Genomic DNA, 19,335 nt, shown 5'->3' on the forward strand with positions numbered 1-19,335 from the left:
CCGGTTCAGACGACGATCCAGACGATGCCAGATCGATGGAATTAGTTTAAGTTGTATATACAACTTTTGCAAGCGGATTTTTGTATGAGACAATACGGCAACTTATTTATTCAGGAACGACGTGTCCACACCAGCAGAAAACGCTCCGGTCTTCCAGCGTATCAAAGATTATTTACTTAAAGAAATCCAGTCCGGCACCTGGAAAGAAGGCGATGCCATCCCCTCCGAGGCAGCGTTAGCAGAACAATTCAGCGTCTCACGCATGACGGTCAATCGCGCTGTGCGCGAACTGACCAGCGAGCAGATCCTGACGCGAATTCAGGGTTCCGGCACCTATGTCGCCCAGCATAAATATCAGGCGACGCTAGTCGAGATCAAAAGTATTGCCGAAGAAGTCCGCGCACGTGGTCATACACATCGCAGCGAACTTCATCAGCTCGACGCGGTCAAAGCGACTGACATACTGGCGCAACAATTCAAAGTGAAAATAGGTCATACGCTGTTTCATTCCGTGATTGTGCATTTCGAAAATGACGTCGCGATTCAGGTCGAAGACCGCTGGGTCAACTCCGATATTGCGCCAGAGTATCTGAAGCAAGATTTCTCTATCATGACACCCAATGAATACCTGATGGTCGTCGCGCCGCTGCAAAGCGTGAGCTACCGGATTGAAGCCCTCTTACCGTCCAAACATATTGCTTCGATGTTACAGATTACTCACAAAGAACCCTGCTTACTGTTACACCGTCAAACGCTGTCTAAAGGTAAAATCGCTACGATGGTCACCATGTGGCACCCTGGTATGCGCTATCAGTTTGCCGGTAGTTTTTAATCGCTCTCAGGCTCTCAGATGCACAGACCGCACAAAACGACACCGCTTTATCTCTTTAGAAATACGGATCCAATGCAATCGCTATTTACATGCTTATTTTCACCGTTATTTTCACTTTTATATACAGGCTTAGCCTCGTTAATATCACGTCGCTCGTTGTATTTGTCCGGCACATTTGCTTACGTAGTCATGTTGACTGGCTGCGGCAGTTTTGGTGGTGGCCTGGGCAGTACCAAAGTCCATTTAAAAGATGAAGAATTCGGCTCAACCGATGTCTTCACCCATAGCTTTCCCGGCACAGAAAGAAACTCTTGCGAAGCTGCGCGTCGTGCCTTGCTCAGTCAGGGTTATGTCATCAGCGACTCCAGATTATCCTTTGTCAAAGGTCGCAGAAAATTCCAGCATGACAGCGATATCCACGCCGAAATTGAATTCACCGTAGTGTGCGCTGCAGATAGTAAAGGAAGTAACAGCACAACCGTATTTGCCAATGCCGTGCGTGACCGTTACTCACTGAAAAAAAGCAGCAATTCAGCCAGCATCGGCGTAGGCGCACTGGGATCCGTGTCCTTGCCATTTGGTGCGAGTGACGACTCACTGGTAAAAGTCGCCAGCGAAACCATTCCTACGGGCGATTTTTACGGAAAATTTTTTGAACTAGTTGAACGTTACCTCGATGACTCTTCAGTCAATGGCGATGAGGAAATTGAAAAGAAAGAAGCATCGGTGCAGCCGGTTTCAAAGAAGTTGTCTGAATCAAATCAGTAAAAATCAATAGCACGATACATGTCCTTTTATTAGTACGTTTTTAGCCTATTTATTCTATGTCAATGCCAACAGATACCGCTGCACCAAAAGACTTTGATTTTATAATCGGCGATTGGCGCGTTGAACATCAAAGACTGAATGCCCGCTTTGCGCAATGCGACGAATGGTCTGCGTTCACGGGATTATCATCGACCAACAAAATTCTCGGTGGCTTCGGTAATCTGGAAGATAATTTGCTTGAATTTCCTGAAGGCTCATTTCGCGCAGTCGCAATGCGCTCTTACTGCATCGATTCTGGCAACTGGTCTATCTGGTGGCTGGACGGCCGCAATCCAACGCAGCTCGATACCCCGGTAGTCGGGAAGTTTAGCAATCACATCGGATTATTTTTTGCCGATGTTATTCTGAATGGACAAGCGATCAAAATCCGTTTTACCTGGACTGCGACACCCGGTGAAAACCCACGCTGGGAACAAGCATTTTCTATGGACGCAGGCGCGTCATGGGAAGTCAACTGGAAGATGACGTTTATCCGTCTCTCTGCAACAGAACCGCTTGCATCCTAAAAACGTCAAACTGTTTTTCCGTCCGCAATATATCTATGCGCGCCAATAAAAAAGCGATCCAGAATTAATCTGCATCGCTTTTTTTGTCATCTGCTTCTCACCTTTTATTTTGGTTTGAATTGCACGTCACTGATTCTGAATTTATCACGGCGATCGCCCATCAGACCACGTAACTCTTTGATGCTCAGGTCGCTGATTTCGTGCATCCGTATCAGTAATGAAGCACCGACCGGCAGGCGACGATGACGGATTTTACTAATGACTGGCGGGGCAACTTCAAGTGCTCTGGAGAGAGCGGCATCATTTTTCAGATGCAATTGTTTGATGATGATATCCAACAGATTATTAGGATCATAATTGATGTTATCTGATATACCGTCCAGCTCTAATAGGTTTGCCATGTTGACTCCAATTGTAGGTTGACATTTTTTGAGTTTATTTACACTGCTGTGTACTACCGCTAACTTGTTGATTTGCTGACTTACTGACTAAGTAATTGACTAAGTAATTCACTGAGTAGCTAACCACGTCAGGTCGGTCGTTGTAACTACGTGGGTTTGATCAGTTCAAATTCAATAAGAAATTTGTATGCAAATCATTCATCCGTTTCAGAATGATGGATGAGACCACTTTGCACGACTCTTAGTGCAAATAGGAGTGCAGCATCGGACATCCAGCATCGTATTCTTAATTACTACCTTATTATATGACGTAAAGTTGTTAATTTATACATTACAAGTGGTAAATAAATTTAAATTTATTGAAATAACTTGTTATGACGAAACAATTCCTGAAAATTTCGTCAAGGAAATATTTTTAAAGTACGGAAGATTTTCTGCATGGCAAAGAAATAGCGCAATGCAGGCACCAGCAGACAAGTAACGGACTGGAAAGTGGTGTGAAGGGATGAGCAGCAAACGCAATTGTTCGCTTTAACTAAGTAATAAAAATGGATCCCGCTTTATTCATGCGCCTCGCAGGCCAATTTCATGCCAGAAGGCGCATAGATAGTGCGGGGAACATCTGAGAATTTGATGATTCAGCGTCACCAATAAAAATTGCTTAAAAAAAGGCACAGATCAAATCTGTGCCACTCTCTGAAACCAGACTGCAATGAGCGCGAATGCGTATGAAGCAATCGCCCTCACACAACAAGGATTATTTCGTTGTTTTGTCTTTGCGTACACCTGCCGCTGTTGCTGGCAGATATTTCAAAGGATCATTCATACCAGCAACATACGCCGTTGCGACAGTACGTGGTTTGAGGCAAGTAGCACTCAGTACGCGTGAATCAGCGGAGATGTCATTTGTGCAGATAGACAAATCTTTGACTGTATCGAGAGAAATACCTGCTGCCGCTGCGACAGACACGACTGAACCGGCACCTGCACCGTTCGCGATCAATGTATCAACAGTCGCTTGCAAATCTTTGCTGCTTGTCAGCGCAGTAAAGATGCCATCGACGGAAGTATCAACGTTCGCTGCTTGTGCGACTGAGGCAATGCCTGAAACCAACACCAAACCCATAACTGCTTGTGAGACAAATTTCTTCATGGCGACTCCTGAGTGAATTGAATAGCCTGACGAGGCTGATTTGATTCTAATTAAATTTAGATTAAATTCAAAGTCTAAATTTGTATCCGTGGATCAACTTTTTTCCAAAAACAGACGATTTTTGAATAAAGCTGTTCTTTTGCTCACAATTTATCTTTACATCATGCTATCTCTTTGTTTTTATTTACATTATTTATTCAAATATTGCCAGAACAGGATAACGTCGCCATTCAGGTTCAGCAAAGCGCTGGCAATGCGTAAAGATAAAATCCAGGACAGCACTCTGATCGGTCAGTAACTCAGGGTGCGCCAGCTTCCATGTGTTAAATTGCGCGTTGAGTTCCGGCTCGGTTTGTAACAATTCTGCCGCCAGATCTTCAAACACATAGTCGGAGTAGGCTTCTTTTTTCTCCAGTACGCTATTAAAAAATCCCCAGCGAAAGAAGCTGTCATGCGCCTGCGGCTCCAGCGTTTCGACGGCATAGCGCGCCTGTTCCTGATTCAGCGGAATCCAGACATCGCCCTCACGCAACTGATGCTGCCCGATGACAGCATCCAGTACCATCTCATCATGGAACATATGCCCCTCATACGGATGAGCACGCGATTGAACAGAGCGAATCTGGTAGCTCTGCGCCTGTACGGTTTTATTCGCGCTGAGTCGTTCAAATTCAACACCATTCCATTGCAGACGCTCAATCGCTGCACGCCATTGCTGGGGCACCACATAGGCGACCGGTGAGCGCACCACCACTGCTTCTTTAAAATGATTGTAGTAAGGGATCGGTTTTTCCCATGTCTGATTCTTGTCGTAATACAAGCGACTGTAACCACCTAAGATACTTGGACGGTGACAGGCGGCATAGCCCTTAAAATTGACCGTGGAGACGCGCTCATCATCGCGTTGCCAGCTGACTGGCCAGTGACTGCGGGTTTTACCAAGCTGTCGCGCCGCATCACGTAACTGCTGAATCTGCGCCGCATGACTGACCGTAAAGTCGAGTACAACTTCGACCAGTGCGCGCATCGATGCGTAGCGATCGGCAAATGGCTTCAGCATATGCGTCTCTGGCATAAAACCAATGGTCTGATGCAAGGCGGCATAACCTGTCGAGAAACGCGCTGTTTCTAAAAACTCCTCGATACCCTGATCCGGACTCTCGAGGATAGGATTCACATACGGACACGTCGGCCAGCCGCGTTGTGCCATATTCTGATAGATCGCTGGCAACATAGTTTGACGCAAAAACTGTCCAGGACCAGCACCCAGCTTATCCGCTTGTGTATGAATCAAGGTCATCGTATAGGGATAATCCGCACCATTCGAGGTATGCGTATCCACCATCACATCAGGATCCCAGGCCGTAAAAAACTGATTGAATACCTGCGCATTCAAGCTATCGCATTTGATGAAATCACGATTCAAATCAAGATGCAGACTATTTCCGCGAAAGCCAAACATCTCAGGCCCGTCCTGATTCACACGAGACGTATCCTGACGGTTATGACAACCATCCACGTTATATATCGGGATGAATAAAAATACCGTACGCCCCAGGCGCCCCAACCTGTCAGGCTCAATACAAAAGTCACGAACCAGAGCCATACAGGCATCAATCCCCTCAGGCTCGCCGGGATGAATACCATTATTATTAAAAAACACCGGACGCTTTTCCAGCGCAATCTGCTCACGATCGAATACACCATCCGAGCTCACCACACCAGCATGAATCGGCACACCGGCATCTGATACGCCAATCTGACTAAAATGCAAAATCGCCGGAAAACGTTCTGCCAGTCGCTGGTAAAAAGCGATGCACTGTTCCCAGGTCGCGGTTTGATTGTGATTACCTGATTCGTAGGGTGTTTGCAGGTCTGCTGACATGATGGTTTTATTGAAATTGGGTTGCAAAAATGGGGCTACAAAGAAACATGCCAGTGAAAATACAGCGCAATGATGGTCTGTACTGACTAGACAGGAAGATCCTGATAAAAAGATCGTATCGGTATTATCATAATTCTGCCTGAATTACGCTTTCGCTATCGACTATTTAAAATCACCGGGGAATTATCTACCGTCCTACCCAATCAGATTAGCGCCTCCCTTCACATCCATTACAATGAATCATTAAATCTATCACATCACCATTTTGCCTGAAGGAGTTATCAATTGACGAATGCCGAAATCGCCGCGCTGCGTCTGAGTTGTCATACGGTCTTGCCCGGGCACAAGCTGCTGCAACCTGCTGAACAGTTTGCAGCAATGGCGCAGTGGTGCGACGCGAATCAGGTGACCCACGACACGTATGGCGAGGGAGAATTGGTCCAGAATTTCGAGAAAAAAATTGCGACACTTTTAGGTAAAGACGCTGCCTTATTTTGTATCACCGGCACCATGACACAGGTGACCGCATTACGTCTGGCTTGTGCTGAGCGTGGAAGTAATCTGGTCGGATTGCATGCGACTTCTCATATTTTGGTGCATGAAAATAGTAACCATCAGGTACTCCAGCACTTCAATTCATGCCAGCTAGGTAATGCACATCGCCCATGGACTGTCGATGACTTAAAAGCTTTTCCAGAAAAAATCGGCGCCTTACAATACGAATTGCCGATGCGCGAAATAGGTGGCCAGCTGCCCACCTGGGAACAGCTCGACGCGATCAAAGCCTACTGCAAGCAAGAGAATATTCATCTGCATATGGACGGTGCACGTTTGTGGGAAGCGCAGAGCTTCTACGGACGCTCCTTGCATGAAATCGCCGACGGTTTTGATACAGTCTATGTCTCGTTTTATAAAGGTATAGGCGGGCTGGGCGGCGCAATGCTACTGGGCACTGAGAAGATGATCGCGAAAGCGGGTCTGTGGATGCGGCGGCAAGGCGGCAACGTATTCCGCCGCACTCCTTATGTCGTCGCTGCGGCGATGCAATTCGATCAGCGCATTGCCGACATGCCCGCCTTATTCCAGCGCACACAAAGCTTGTATCAGTTACTGGGGGATTATCCGCAACTGCGTGTCAATCCGGCTCAGCCGCAGGCGAATATGCTCCACCTTTATTTGCCTGTGACGAAGGAACAGGCAACTGAGATACGCAACGATATCGCGAAAAAACATGGTATCTGGCTATTCGGTAATGCAGTGCATACCGCTCTGCCCGATCAGTCTATGTTTGAATGGTATGTCGGTGATCAGTTATTGCAACTCCCTGATGAACAACTCCGGCACGCATTGGATGTGCTTGTAGCGGCACTTGACGCTACGAAAGAAAAATCGCAATAATAAACCGCAAGTGACTGATTAAAACTCACTCCGCCGTATTGCGTTTGCCTGACAAGTACAGCAAAAACAGAACTATAAATAGACCATCCAGCGCAATGACTGGCAACATCGGTTTGAGCGCAGGATCGTCCATACTGGCGAGCAGCACACCGACCAGACATATTTTTTCTATCGTCACGGCAATGATGATGGGGGTGCGAAGCGGCGGGTGATATGCGGAATACACTGTCAATCCACCAAGACAGGCGACCAGCAAACCCCAGTGCCGCGCAAATAATAATCCGGCACTGTCGCTCACAACTAAGTTTTGTATATGCAATAGTTGCTGTGGTGCGATAAACTGTAGGCCTACCAGCAGCATGATGCCGCCACCGGTAACGAGTATGGCGTTGATATAGCGTGCAATCATGGTGTTGTCTCCTCTGGTTATCTGCTTCAATGGTAATTGCGATGTTGTACCTGCTCGTGCTACCGCTTTGTTAATTGTTATTACTGTTTTTGATATGACTGTCTGGCGGTACCAGTGTCGCTACTTTATACCGCCCTGTGCCTGGCGAGGCAAATCAGCCTAAACAGCGAAGTACTTTTTTGATTGTCCTCATGTTCCCAAAAATCGGCGTGTCATAGCGCCGGTATTCAGACCACATTCGTTGTTCTTACATGCAAACCAAAGCCAGACCATTCAATTCCGTTTTTAATTCTTATCTGATCTATGTCGGAGTGGCACTGGCGTCGGCAGGTGTGGCCTTATATACACCATTGATCGTCTCAGAAACCGGTAAAGCTTTTTCAGGAACCTGGGCTGCATCGATACTATTTGGTTTAAATCTGGGACGCGTCATTGGTTCACATCTAGGCAGCCGTTACCCTGGTCTGGCAAATCACCCGTTCGCCGTGACAGGCAATATTCTGCTTGAGGGTATCGCCCTGTATTGTATGGCTTACCTGCAACAAGCATGGGCTCTGGCGTTGTTCGCCTTACTGGCCGGACTGGGAAGTGGCTTATCTTTTCCCGGGCTCAAAAATTATTTACTCAAACTAAAAGAACTCGATCAGGCCTCTCTGTTCAGTCGCCTGGCTTTCGCAATCCGCATGGGATTGGTATTAGGATATCTGATTGCTGGCTGGGTACCTAATCACAGTTTAAAAATTGTATTCCTGATCGTGCTGATCACTTTTATCGCCTATGCGATCTTCATGCTCTACGCAATGCGGACAATTGCTCGTCATGAAGCCGACAGCAATACCGCACTGGCTGTGCAGCAATTAACCAAAAATACGGCGACAAGCGAGGATCGCGCACTGACAGAGCAAACACCCCCCGTCAGTTTGCCCACCTTGTTTCTCGTGTCGAACGCGGTGTTCTGGTGCTTCGCCGTACAACCGATGATTGGGTTTAGCTTGCACATCCCGAAATATACGCCTGAAATTCCGGTATCGACACCATTCTGGTTGGCCGCGCTGGTCATCATTTTTTTTCAGATTCCGGTATCAAAACGAGCCGTTCGGACACTGGAACATTTTCGTTTTTTACAAATCGGCTACGCCTGTCTGTTCGCTAGCTTTGTATTAATGGTCGTCGCAGGCAATCATGGGGGGGCGGTCATTGTTTCCGCCATCTTGCTCTCATTTGGTCAGGTATTTTATGGTCCATCATTTGATGTGCTGATTGCCCGCCATGCGAATCAATCGTCGGAAGATACGGGCAAGCTGATGTCGCAACAAATTTTTTATCAGAGCATGGGAACGATGATCGGTAGTCTGGCAGGCGGCGTCTTATTCGATCTAGCGCAAACACTACATATGCCATCTCTTAACTGGCTACTGCTTAGCGCAGGCAGCTTATGGATGTTGGTACTCAGTAAAAATAAAATTCCTAGCCTATATAGTCGAGCATAAATAATTATACGAACTACAATACTTGTATCATTCTTATCATTTATGGGCAGCCATTCACGTTTACGTTATAGACAGACCATAGGTAAGTCACATACAGGTCACGTATAGGTAACATATTAGTCCTAGAATCAGTTCAAATTGTTGCATTGCAGTATTTTTGCAACCAATCGTCACTTTACCAGTCAAAATGTGGCACCAATGTTTTACCTTATTTCCAATTACACAACACCACAATGAAATCTATATCCCTATTGTTCACCAGCCTCTGTTTGCTTCTCAGCACAATCGTGCATGCCGAAACAGGCGTGAGCAGCAAATCCATTTTGATCGGACAATCCGCAGCACTAACAGGTCCGGCGCAACAACTTGGAACAGAAATGCGCGATGGTGCGCAAGCCTATTTTGACCACATCAATGCACAAGGTGGTGTGGCAGGTCGTCAGATCGTTTTGAAAACACTCGACGACGGTTACGAAGCAGATCGTGCAACGTCGAACACCAGACAATTAATTGATGTTGAAGGCGTGTTTTCTTTATTTGGCTACGTCGGCACACCCACTTCTAATGCAGCGTTACCATTGGTGACCAAAGCGGAGATTCCATTTTTCGCTGCCTTCACCGGTGCGCAATCTTTGCGTGAGCCGTTTAACCGGAATGTATTCAACATACGCGCCAGCTATTTTGAAGAAACAGAAAAAATAGTGCAACACATCACTACATTGTCAATCTCCCGTATCGCCGTTTTTTATCAAAACGACGCTTACGGTAAAGCGGGCTTAGAAGGTGTTACACGCGCTATGAAAAAACGCAATATCGAAGTAATCGGCATCGCCACGGTAGAGCGTAACAGCGTGGACGTGGCGCAAGCAGTCGCTCAGATCAAACTCGCAAAACCGCAAGCGGTGATCATGATCTCAGCCTACAAATCCTGCGCTGCATTTATCAAAGACATGCTGAAAGATGCGGTCGGCGCACCGATTTTTTGGAATATCTCCTTCGTGGGCAGTCAGGCTTTATCCAAAGAACTTGGTAAAGATAGTCGGGGCGTCATGATCTCGCAAGTAGTACCGGCACCTTGGGACGAAATTCACCCAATCATCAAAGAATACAAAAGCCTTTACCTAAGCAAACCTGGACGTGAAGTAGGCTTTGTCAGTCTCGAAGGCTTTATCGCCGCCAAAGTGTTTGTGGAGGGCTTAAAACGCGCTGGAAGCAATCTGACGCGTGAGAGTTTTGTACGCAGTCTTGAATCAATGTCAAATTATGACGCTGGCGGCTTTCAGGTGAAGTACAGTCCGTCCAATCACAACGGCTCCCACTTCGTTGACCTGACTGTGATCGACAAAGATGGCAAATTCATGCGCTAAGCGCTAATTCAGCAGATGTAAAAAACCGGCTTGAACCATACGGTCAAGCCGGTTTTTTTACGCCTGTCTACATATAATTTACTTCATCAGGCAAAACTGAAAATCGCATCACAGCCCTCTCTAGTCTCTTCGATCCCGTCGAGCTCGTCACTCATTTCAAGATCAAACAATTCTTCGATCGCATTCATGTAACTATTGACTCGCGTCGCCCCTATCAAGCGATAGATATCACCAGCTTCGTTACGGATACCAATAATCATTTTCTCTTCTTTGACAATATCCACACTGACTTGCGTGAGTAAGAGATTGCCAATAATTTGTTTGTCGATTTTCGCGACAGCTTTGCCGGGGATGAGTGCGGTTTTCAAGAGTGCTCCAGATTGTTACAGATAATTGATAAATAAATAATTATTGAAAAATAAATGACTGCTGTGAATTTACTAACATTATCCGCGTTTTTCACGCAAAGACGTGTTAGCATTTAAGCATCTATCTAAAAACACTTTTGCGCTTCACATGATTAACCAATTTTTTGACGTTCCAGGCAAGGTTTTCGTACTTTTTGTTGTTGCTTTGTTGCTTATCGGCATGGCACTCAAAGCCACGAAATCAAAGCCGAAAAGAAGGCGTTCGCACTATAAACCCGTTGCGCTCATGACGCCGAACGAAGTGGAATTCTTTGGCCGTCTTTGCCGCTCGCTGCCTGGTGTGCACGTGTTCCCTCAAGTCGCCATGGCGGCACTGATCGCGCCGGTCGACAGCTTTCAGGAAAACCGCTACGCATATTGGAAAATCAATGAAAAACGGGTTGATTATGCAATCTATAGCAAAACGATGGAATTGATCTGCATTATCGAGCTGGATGATCGCATGCATAATGCGGAAAAAGATAAGGAGCGGGATCAACTGACGCGCAGCGCGGGAGTATCTACCTTGCGCTGGCAATCTCGCACTAAACCGTCAGAACTGGAAATTTTTCAGGCGGTGAATCAATTACCTCACATGGTAAATAATCCACTGCAACCGATAGAACGCAAGCCACGCCAGTCGGCACGAGCCCGGCAAGACAGGCCAAGGCAATCGCCTTCACGTGAGTCACTGCCAAGTTATGCAACGTCATCCCATGCACGACATGAATCGCCCGCACCAATGTCTTTATCAGAGGATGCTTAGATATTGAGAATATTGAAAGTTGCGAACTTCAGGCGATCAGATCAACATGCTGCAGGCTAAAGACTTGACCTTCTTCTAACAGCCATAACCCAGATGAGACCAACTGCCCCAGAGATTCATTTAGTGCATTTTTAATCGAAAACGGTGTGCTGGCGTTACCAAGGAACAGTGCACCGGCATCGGCCTGCTTGAGCTTGCTCAGTTTATCCTTACCACTGGCGTCTTTATTCCATACGCGAAACTGCTGAAATGCGGGATCGGCCTCATCAATCCAGCCATTGCCGTCGCTATCTGAGCCTTAAGCTCATTGAATCCGTTCCCGGTAGCAGGGCCAAATAACTCCCTGCCATCGTTAATTTTGCCATCACCGTTTTTATCCAGCACCAGAAAACCAGCACCCTAGACAAACGGAACCGACTAGTCGATGCCGTCCGCATTCAAGTCAAACGAAAATTTCTGCGAAGTGAGTTGTGTCGAATTTGCAGAAAAATTAATAACAAGTGGATCAATTTTTCTACCGCCACCAGCCTGCATGCTGACACTACTCTCCTCGTGATAACTGCGTTGCAATTGAATGCTGAGCTTAAATTTAATTTCCTCATTATCCGCATATGAATAAGGCCTGTGGCTTGAAACGAGGTTTGTTCTGTCTCGGTGTAGGAGCTCTGACGCTGGTACTCCAGACCCCGCCCTGCATTCCGGGATCGTGCTGAAGATGGAACATTAGCGCTGCCAGAAGCACGATCAGAGGCATCATCGGAGGTAATCGACGGCACCTTGCTTATGCTTTCTGAGGACGCCAGATCCGAAACATGGAATAGATTAATTTTCCGGCCTGATAAACGCTCGATCAAGCTAATGATCAATCGTAATTTTGGATCATTCTCTACGGCAGCATTTGCTTGCTCAACCGCTGGCGCCTCTCCGGCAGCATCGCCATGCTTAACGGAGGAGAAGGAGAAGGAAGTCTGGTCTTTCGCCAGCGCTGTACGGCCGGCATCAGAAAGTTGTACGGTGCTGCCTGAATCATTGAAGTCAAAGGAAGTTCTTGAATTGTCAAAATTGGGCCGCTGCCGCCCAGTCCAGACACGGGTGCTCTCATGAACATCGAGCTGAGCGGAGCTCGCAGAGCTAGATACCAGCAAGATATCAGACGATGTAATGATCATGGCGGACTCCCATGCCAAAGGAAATACAGAAGATCTCTATATCGACCAATTTTTTAAAATACTTAATCCGCTTTTTAGAACTCTCCGACAGTTCCATCTTGTTAAAACGTACTATTTGTAAGCTTCCTAGCTCATTATTGTTTTGCAGGAAAAGTGATTACAGCGCCTCGGTGAGAATGAATTACTTGTTGGAATTTGCGCAAAATACAAGCCGCGCTGTAACCCTAGCATGGGCTGATGATATGATGAAATGCTGTCATCTAAAAACCTTCAGGCGTGACGATAACTCCCCCTCATACAAACTACGGAGACCACGATGGAACTCAATGCCTATCTGACTTTTAACAATAATTGTGAAGCTGCATTTCGTTTTTATGAACAACGTCTTGGTGGAAAAATTGAGGCATTCCATCGTTTTGGTGACTCACCGATGGCGGATCAATGTCCGCCTGAGACAGCCCAACTGATCATGCATGTCAGCATGTATATCAATGGCCGGACCCTGATGGGCTCAGACAATATGCCAGGCCATCCTTATGCAGGTATAAAAGGATTTTCTTTGTCACTGAATACCAAGGATGTAGCGGAAGCGGAACGGCTATTTGCCGCATTATCAGAGCAAGTTATAAAGATCATCATGCCGCTTGAAAAAACATTCTGGGCTCAGCGGTTTGGAATGCTCATCGATCAGTTCGGTACACCGTGGATGGTTAACTGCGAGTAGATCCATTTTTTTATCTTGTTCTCTTCACCTGTTTTTTTCAATTCTTATTCTTCAATTATTGTTCACATTTTTAACCAGGATGTATTTCATGCGCAAGTCTGTTTATCTGACGACACTCGTTTTTTCAATGGGTTTATTTAGTAGTTCATTTGCAGTAACGCCCCTTGTTTTCGCTGCTGGAAATGAGGTGAACAGGAGTTCAGTCAGCGTGAAAGTAGCAGACAAACAACTCAGCATTCTGGCCGAAAATTATTACAATCAGGTCGCCCGTTTTGAGCCTCTGATGGCAACCGGGAATGGAGACAATCGCTTTGACGATCAGTTACCGATGACACTGGCACCTGCTATCAGAGCGCGTGAAATAGCGATGTATAACAAGGTCGCAAAAGAACTCCTTCACATTAACCGCAATGCACTCAGCACCGCGGATCAGGTTACTTACGACTGCCTCAATTACGACGTTCGATCGGCGTTAGCGATGTTCGCTTTTAATGAGCGTTTGATGCCACTGAATCAGATGGATAGTGTGCCAGTCATCTTAGCTAATTTTGCGAGTGGACAAAGTTCTCAGCCGTTACGAACACCAGCGCAATACGATATGTATCTGAAACGGGTCGCTCAATTACCGGCCTGGATAAATCAGGCCATCATCAATATGCGTGAAGGAATGCGACAAGGGATTGTGTTGCCGAGGTCGCTAGTCCTGTCGACCTTACCTCAGTTAAATGCGCTGGTCACTGCACATGCAGAGGATCATGCGTATTACGTTCCGGTCAAAAATTTCCCGGCTGACTTTCGTGAGGCAGATAAAGCTCGGTTAACAGCAGCATATCGTGACACGATTACACAAAAATCTTTGCCTGCTTTGCGCAAGCTCAATGCCTTTATGCAGAAAGACTACATTGCCGCCAGCCGCAATAGCTCTGGACTAGGAGTCTTACCAAATGGGACAAAATGGTATCAGGCACTGGTACGCGATCAGACAACAACCTCGCTCGATCCAGAGACCATTCATGCGATAGGACTTAAAGAGGTTGCCCGTATTCAAAATGAATTTGTTTTGCTTGGACCAAGATTAGGCTATAGCGGCGATCCGAAAGGTTTACCTGCATGGATCGATACACAAACCCAATATCGCCCGTTTAAAACCGAGGCGGAAATACTAGCTGAATATCGTCGCATCGACACGGTGATTCGCGGCAAATTACCAGAGCTCTTCGGTAAGATTCCCAAGGCACCACTGGACATACGTCCAGAACCCGAAATCAGCAGGCAGACTGCCTCGGATCACTACTCGGCACCGGCTATCGACGGTTCACGTCCCGGTGTATTTTGGGCAGTCATCAATGATCCAGCGCAATACGCAACGACTGGAATGACGACATTATTCCTGCATGAGGGACAACCTGGTCATCATTTCCATCTGGCGTTTTTACAAGAGCTGGATATTCCCAAGTTTCGCAAATTTGGCGGTAATAACGCCTATACCGAGGGATGGGCTCTTTACGCAGAGACATTGGGTAAAGAAATGGGGGTATTTGACGATCCGAACGCGTATCTCGGTCATTTGACAGATGAGCTACTGCGCGCCTCCAGACTGGTGGTAGATACCGGCCTCCACGCCAAAGGCTGGACGCGTGAAGAAACAATAAAATACCTTCAGGCAACATTAGGGTATGATGAAGCAACAGCTCGCAACGCAACCGAACGTTATATGGCCTGGCCAGGTCAGGCATTGGGATATAAGATAGGTTCACTGAAAATAATGGAACTCAGGCAACGAGCCATGAGTCAGCTGGGGACAAAATTCAATTTACGCCAGTTTCATGACGCGATTTTAAGCGATGGAACGCTACCACTCGCTTTGCTGGAAGCCAAAATCGACAAATGGATCACAGAACAGCAGAAGTTGTAGAATGTTTTGCAATAAGTTACAACAAATGGCAATAATCACCATACTCATTGACCTGCAACTACAAGTCGCTCAGAATGAGATGGTGATTAGTTAGTTGCACAATTAGTTGAATAATCAACTGCGTACCTGACAGCCTAGTAGCTGGTCAGTTAGCGCGAAATGTGATGGCGTAATTTTATTGATGAAACAACGCAAGATGTCATAAATGCGCGTTTGAATTCTCAGTGGAATAACAGGTCCGGCCATGCCGGTGTATATGTCTATCAATGCCAATATGAATTCTGCCATGGATAAAACGGAAGCTCTCAATAGTATCGTTGCCGAGGCCAATCGGGGAGAGTTGGTGTTCTCCACCAATGTGACGGCGTCCCTTAAAATTCAGCAGGCATTAGATGCGCCTGATTGCAGCACCGATACCGCAGCCAAGCTGGTCATGAATGAGCCTTTGCTGTCAGCCCGTGTCGTCGCCATCGCCAATTCGGTTGCCTACAACCGCGGCAATGATGTCACGAACGTCAAATCGGCAATTGCCAGGCTTGGTTTCCGCACGTTGCGCTCAATTGTCGCGACCTTGGTCGTACGCCAGCTTGCCGGTGCCAGCAAGAATCCGGAAACCCGTGCCAAGGCCAATCAGCTTTGGGAACATACTGCTCAGGTCGCCGCACTCTCTCAAGTCATTGCCCGTCGCATTACCAAACTCGATCCGGACACCGCCATGTTCGCCGGCGTTGTGCATGAAGTCGGTGGCTTTTATTTGTTATCAAGAGTCGAAGAATTTCCCTGCTTACTCGATAACAAACCAGACCCTTTAGTCAGCGACCTGCCTGCCTTTTCTGATACGATTATTGAGTCGACAGAAGAAACACCTGAGACCATCATCGGTCGAGTTGTTTTAAAGAACCTGATGTTGCCACAACCAGTATTGGATGCAGTAGAAGCGCTCTGGTTCGGCCTACGCGCTATGCCGCCAGAGACGCTTGGTGATACCTTGTTGCTGGCAAATGAACTCGCCTCCATCCGCTCACCACTCGAAATGCGCTTTGAAACTGAGCCAAATCAATATGCGTCAGAAATCGATTTCGTCGTTGGCGATGGCACATTGAACAGCATTCTCGAAGAATCGGAAGAAGAGGTCAGATCCTTGACTGCCGCCTTGTTAGCCTGATATTTTTAGTGGCAATGACTGATATTCTTTACGTTTTCTCGAAAAAAAACCTCCAGAGCCTGGAGGTTTTTTTTATCTCATACGACGATCTAATCTGGTTGTTCAATCAGGTTATTTAACCAGATAAGTTCCGACACAAACCATAGTCTCGCCCTCACCTTTTTCGCAATACGATTTTTTCAGTTCGTACTCAGTTGTATTGGGATTAGTGAATTTGTATGGTCCATACCACCCCTTTTGTTTCTCTTTAACCACGTTAATCATGCCTTGGATAAAGGCGTTACCGTCAACGTCTTTCAAACCAACAAGATTTTTTCCAACCATCTTAGGATTAGCACCTTGAGCAAGGCAGTTTCCTTTGAAATCGTAAACAAAAATATATAAGTCTCTGTCTTTAAATGCACCGCCCGGATGTTCAGTAAATGTTGCGTAGGCTTTTTCTGTACCAGCAGATTTAATCAGCGCGACAGCCTTCTTTACCATCACTTCGGCCTCAGCTTCAGTACCTCGGTCAGCTGCCATAACAGACCCGGCGAACAGAATGTTCAGTGCAATACACGCGATTGTTTTGGACAAAGCTTTCATGTCTACTCCCTTAGTTTTGAGCGGTAATTCAGTATTGACGTTTAGTTGCTAGTAATCAAGAAAACTAATGTTAAATTCTGTCACTTTGTAAGCATATACCGATATTTGTGCTGAAGTTTCTGCAACGCACAAACTTCCACCCACGACCAATCAAGTTTGCAACGCCAATTTAATCTGCTGCAAAGAACTCGGATCCTCAATCGTAGTTAAATCCCCAGCATCCCGCCCCTCGCAAATTGCCTGTATTGAACGCCGCAACAATTTACCGGAACGAGTCTTTGGCAACGTGTTTACAAAATGCACGCGGGAAGGACGTGCGACAGCACCCAACTGCTTATCAACCACTGCCATCACCTCTGACTCCAGCACACGTTTTGCCTCTTCGGTGGCAATCAACTCTGGGTGTTTCAAAATAGCAAAGGCAACCGCAACCTGCCCCTTTAGTTTGTCCTCAACGCCTACAACAGCCACCTCGGACACTTGAGGATGACTGGAAATACTTTCCTCAATCTCACGAGTACCAAGTCGGTGGCCAGCGACATTTATCACGTCATCGGTACGTCCAAGAATAAAATAATAGCCATCGGCATCTTTAATACCCCAGTCAAACGTCGAATACAACTGTGCATGCGCGAAATTGCTCCAGTAGGTTTGTACAAAGCGTTGATCATCACCGTAGACTGTTTGCATACATCCCGGCGGTAACGGGCCTTTGATTGCGACGACACCTTTTTCATTGGCAGCACACTCTTCACCTGTCGATTCATTGATAATCTGGACGTCATAGCCATACATCGCCACACCCGGACTACCCAAGCGGGTAGCTTTGTCCTCAATACCACGGGCGATGGATAAAATTGGCCAGCCTGTTTCTGTCTGCCAGTAATTATCAATAATCGGCACGCCAAGCTCAGTTGCGATCCAGCTGGAGGTTGTCTCATCCAAGGGCTCACCCGCAAGATATAAGGCCTTCAACGAAGATAAATCATATTTTTTCATCAGCTCTGGCGGGTGCTTTTTCAGAACACGAATCGCCGTAGGCGCAGAAAACATACGTGTGACTTGATATTTCTCGACGATGCTCCACCAAATACCGGCGTCAGGACGAACCGGCGTTCCTTCATACATGATCGTCGCCATACCAGCAATTAGTGGTCCGTACACGATGTAAGAGTGCCCGACAACCCATCCGATATCAGAGGTAGCGAAATAGGTTTCCCCGGGATTGCCGCAATAAATATGCTTCATTGACGATGCCAAGGCAACCGCATAGCCTCCGACATCTCGCTGCACCCCTTTTGGTTTGCCCGTCGTACCAGATGTGTACAAGACATACGAAATCGCGTTCGATTCCAGCCAAGTAACCGGTACCACCGCATGCAAATACTGTTCGCGTAAACTCGCGTAATCGACGTCCCGTCCCGCCACCAGATTCATCGAATCCAGGCCGCGGTTCACGAGCAAGACATGTTGTGGCTGATGTGCTGCAGCCCTAATCGCCTCGTCCAGCAAAGGCTTATATGGGACGGCCTTGCCGCCTCGCATACCGGCATCCGCCGACACGATCAGAACGGGTTGCGCATCATCGATCCGGGTTGCCAGGCTCTTCGCTGCAAAACCACCGAACACAACCGAATGTACAGCGCCAATTCTGGCACAGGCGAGCATGGCAAATGCGGCCTCCGCAATCATCGGCATATAGATCAAGACCCGGTCACCCTGCTTTACGCCTAACGACAACATCATCGCCGCCATGCGCTGCACTTCTGCTTGTAATTCAGCGAAGCTAAATACTTTCTCGGAATTGGTTTCTGTGGAAATGGCAATCAATGCCGGTTTATCCGCTTGCGTTGCAACCCAGCGATCAACCGCATTGTGACAAAGATTGGTCTTGCCACCGACAAACCATTTTGCAAAGGGTGGACGAGTGTAATCAAGGACTTGCGTATACGGCTCCGCCCAATCAATCAGTTGTGCTTCTTTATCCCAAAAGGTCTGGGAATTGTTGATCGATTTTTTATAGAAATCTGCGAAATTCATATTGTCTCCAACTGAGGATGTATACGTCAAATGTGCGTCAAAACTGGGATTATCAAATTAATGTCCAAATTGATGCCAAAAATTGAAACGACTTCATTTCTTATTGTTCACGCCCTCATCTACTAAGGCGACTAAGGCTTTATTTTTTTATTTCAAAAAATGAATGATCTCAGCAAAGAAATTCTTCAATCATCACTGCCATCTGCTACCTGCAGTGTAGGGTAAACAAAATTCAAGGCACAGCAATTACCTCACCGCATTGCACTCACATTGCGGTGTATCAAATTCTGCATCG

The 19,335-nt window shown here is 46.8% G+C and carries 18 protein-coding genes; 10 read left to right on the plus strand and 8 right to left on the minus strand.

Translation table 11 applies throughout. The features are described 5' to 3' along the window. Positions 1 to 121 precede the first annotated feature (121 nt). The 3 genes from hutC (at position 122) to ACO0LE_RS07680 (ending at position 2,166) form a co-directional block, all read left to right on the plus strand. Positions 122 to 832 carry a histidine utilization repressor gene (hutC, locus tag ACO0LE_RS07670; RefSeq protein ID WP_422959819.1) on the plus strand — a complete coding sequence of 237 codons (711 nt, stop codon included), beginning with the start codon at positions 122 to 124 and terminating at the stop codon, positions 830 to 832. Positions 833 to 904: 72 nt separating this feature from the next. Next, positions 905 to 1,600, plus strand: a complete 696-nt coding sequence (locus ACO0LE_RS07675) for a DUF2242 domain-containing protein (protein ID WP_422959820.1) — start codon at positions 905 to 907, stop codon at positions 1,598 to 1,600. Between the two features lie 62 nt (positions 1,601 to 1,662). Then, positions 1,663 to 2,166 (plus strand): DUF1579 domain-containing protein, encoded by a 504-nt coding sequence (locus ACO0LE_RS07680; protein WP_422959821.1) that lies wholly within the window; start codon positions 1,663 to 1,665, stop codon positions 2,164 to 2,166. 104 nt (positions 2,167 to 2,270) lie between these two features. Here the strand turns inward: ACO0LE_RS07680 and ACO0LE_RS07685 are convergent, their stop codons facing one another. The 3 genes from ACO0LE_RS07685 to ACO0LE_RS07695 all read right to left on the minus strand — a co-directional run bounded on the left by ACO0LE_RS07685 (position 2,271) and on the right by ACO0LE_RS07695 (position 5,605). After that, the gene (locus ACO0LE_RS07685) at positions 2,271 to 2,567 is read right to left on the minus strand and encodes a hypothetical protein (protein WP_422956184.1); all 297 of its coding nucleotides are present in this window, start codon (positions 2,565 to 2,567) and stop codon (positions 2,271 to 2,273) included. A 757-nt stretch (positions 2,568 to 3,324) separates the two neighbouring features. Further along, positions 3,325 to 3,720, minus strand: a complete 396-nt coding sequence (locus tag ACO0LE_RS07690; RefSeq protein WP_422956185.1) for a hypothetical protein — start codon at positions 3,718 to 3,720, stop codon at positions 3,325 to 3,327. A 193-nt stretch (positions 3,721 to 3,913) separates the two neighbouring features. Continuing rightward, positions 3,914 to 5,605, minus strand: coding sequence for a M14 family zinc carboxypeptidase (locus tag ACO0LE_RS07695; protein ID WP_422959822.1), 1,692 nt, complete (start codon positions 5,603 to 5,605; stop codon positions 3,914 to 3,916). Between the two features lie 285 nt (positions 5,606 to 5,890). Here ACO0LE_RS07695 and ACO0LE_RS07700 point away from each other — a divergent pair, with 285 nt between their 5' ends. Continuing rightward, positions 5,891 to 7,003 carry a threonine aldolase family protein gene (locus ACO0LE_RS07700; RefSeq protein ID WP_422959823.1) on the plus strand — a complete coding sequence of 371 codons (1,113 nt, stop codon included), beginning with the start codon at positions 5,891 to 5,893 and terminating at the stop codon, positions 7,001 to 7,003. Positions 7,004 to 7,028: 25 nt separating this feature from the next. Here ACO0LE_RS07700 and ACO0LE_RS07705 read toward each other — a convergent pair whose 3' ends face one another. Then, positions 7,029 to 7,412: a hypothetical protein gene (locus ACO0LE_RS07705; protein WP_422959824.1), complete on the minus strand. Its 384-nt coding sequence runs from the start codon at positions 7,410 to 7,412 to the stop codon at positions 7,029 to 7,031. Between the two features lie 251 nt (positions 7,413 to 7,663). Here ACO0LE_RS07705 and ACO0LE_RS07710 point away from each other — a divergent pair, with 251 nt between their 5' ends. Beyond that, a complete protein-coding gene (locus ACO0LE_RS07710; RefSeq protein ID WP_422959825.1) occupies positions 7,664 to 8,902 on the plus strand; it encodes an MFS transporter in 1,239 nt (412 codons plus the stop codon). Positions 8,903 to 9,135: 233 nt separating this feature from the next. Continuing rightward, a complete protein-coding gene (locus tag ACO0LE_RS07715; protein WP_422959826.1) occupies positions 9,136 to 10,269 on the plus strand; it encodes an ABC transporter substrate-binding protein in 1,134 nt (377 codons plus the stop codon). Between the two features lie 86 nt (positions 10,270 to 10,355). Here the strand turns inward: ACO0LE_RS07715 and ACO0LE_RS07720 are convergent, their stop codons facing one another. After that, positions 10,356 to 10,637, minus strand: a complete 282-nt coding sequence (locus tag ACO0LE_RS07720) for a hypothetical protein (RefSeq protein ID WP_422959827.1) — start codon at positions 10,635 to 10,637, stop codon at positions 10,356 to 10,358. A gap of 148 nt (positions 10,638 to 10,785) precedes the next feature. Here ACO0LE_RS07720 and ACO0LE_RS07725 point away from each other — a divergent pair, with 148 nt between their 5' ends. Then, positions 10,786 to 11,442, plus strand: a complete 657-nt coding sequence (locus ACO0LE_RS07725; protein WP_422959828.1) for a DUF2726 domain-containing protein — start codon at positions 10,786 to 10,788, stop codon at positions 11,440 to 11,442. A gap of 437 nt (positions 11,443 to 11,879) precedes the next feature. On the opposite strand, the gene ACO0LE_RS07730 is transcribed toward ACO0LE_RS07725, so the two are convergent. After that, the gene (locus ACO0LE_RS07730; RefSeq protein ID WP_422959829.1) at positions 11,880 to 12,611 is read right to left on the minus strand and encodes a hypothetical protein; all 732 of its coding nucleotides are present in this window, start codon (positions 12,609 to 12,611) and stop codon (positions 11,880 to 11,882) included. Positions 12,612 to 12,927: 316 nt separating this feature from the next. Here ACO0LE_RS07730 and ACO0LE_RS07735 point away from each other — a divergent pair, with 316 nt between their 5' ends. From ACO0LE_RS07735 to ACO0LE_RS07745, 3 genes are all read left to right on the plus strand, one after another. After that, the gene (locus tag ACO0LE_RS07735; RefSeq protein ID WP_422959830.1) at positions 12,928 to 13,335 is read left to right on the plus strand and encodes a VOC family protein; all 408 of its coding nucleotides are present in this window, start codon (positions 12,928 to 12,930) and stop codon (positions 13,333 to 13,335) included. A 208-nt stretch (positions 13,336 to 13,543) separates the two neighbouring features. After that, entirely contained in the window at positions 13,544 to 15,250 is a 1,707-nt protein-coding gene (locus tag ACO0LE_RS07740; protein ID WP_422959831.1) for a DUF885 domain-containing protein, read from the plus strand. Positions 15,251 to 15,536: 286 nt separating this feature from the next. Then, entirely contained in the window at positions 15,537 to 16,415 is an 879-nt protein-coding gene (locus ACO0LE_RS07745) for an HDOD domain-containing protein (protein ID WP_422959906.1), read from the plus strand. Positions 16,416 to 16,526: 111 nt separating this feature from the next. Here the strand turns inward: ACO0LE_RS07745 and ACO0LE_RS07750 are convergent, their stop codons facing one another. Both ACO0LE_RS07750 and ACO0LE_RS07755 read right to left on the minus strand, forming a co-directional pair. Beyond that, positions 16,527 to 17,000 (minus strand): cache domain-containing protein, encoded by a 474-nt coding sequence (locus tag ACO0LE_RS07750; protein WP_422959832.1) that lies wholly within the window; start codon positions 16,998 to 17,000, stop codon positions 16,527 to 16,529. 150 nt (positions 17,001 to 17,150) lie between these two features. Further along, positions 17,151 to 19,040 carry a propionate--CoA ligase gene (locus ACO0LE_RS07755; protein ID WP_422959833.1) on the minus strand — a complete coding sequence of 630 codons (1,890 nt, stop codon included), beginning with the start codon at positions 19,038 to 19,040 and terminating at the stop codon, positions 17,151 to 17,153. Positions 19,041 to 19,335 lie beyond the last annotated feature (295 nt).

Origin of the sequence: Undibacterium sp. Xuan67W (genome assembly GCF_049340165.1) — a bacterium.
Lineage (GTDB): Bacteria > Pseudomonadota > Gammaproteobacteria > Burkholderiales > Burkholderiaceae_D > Undibacterium.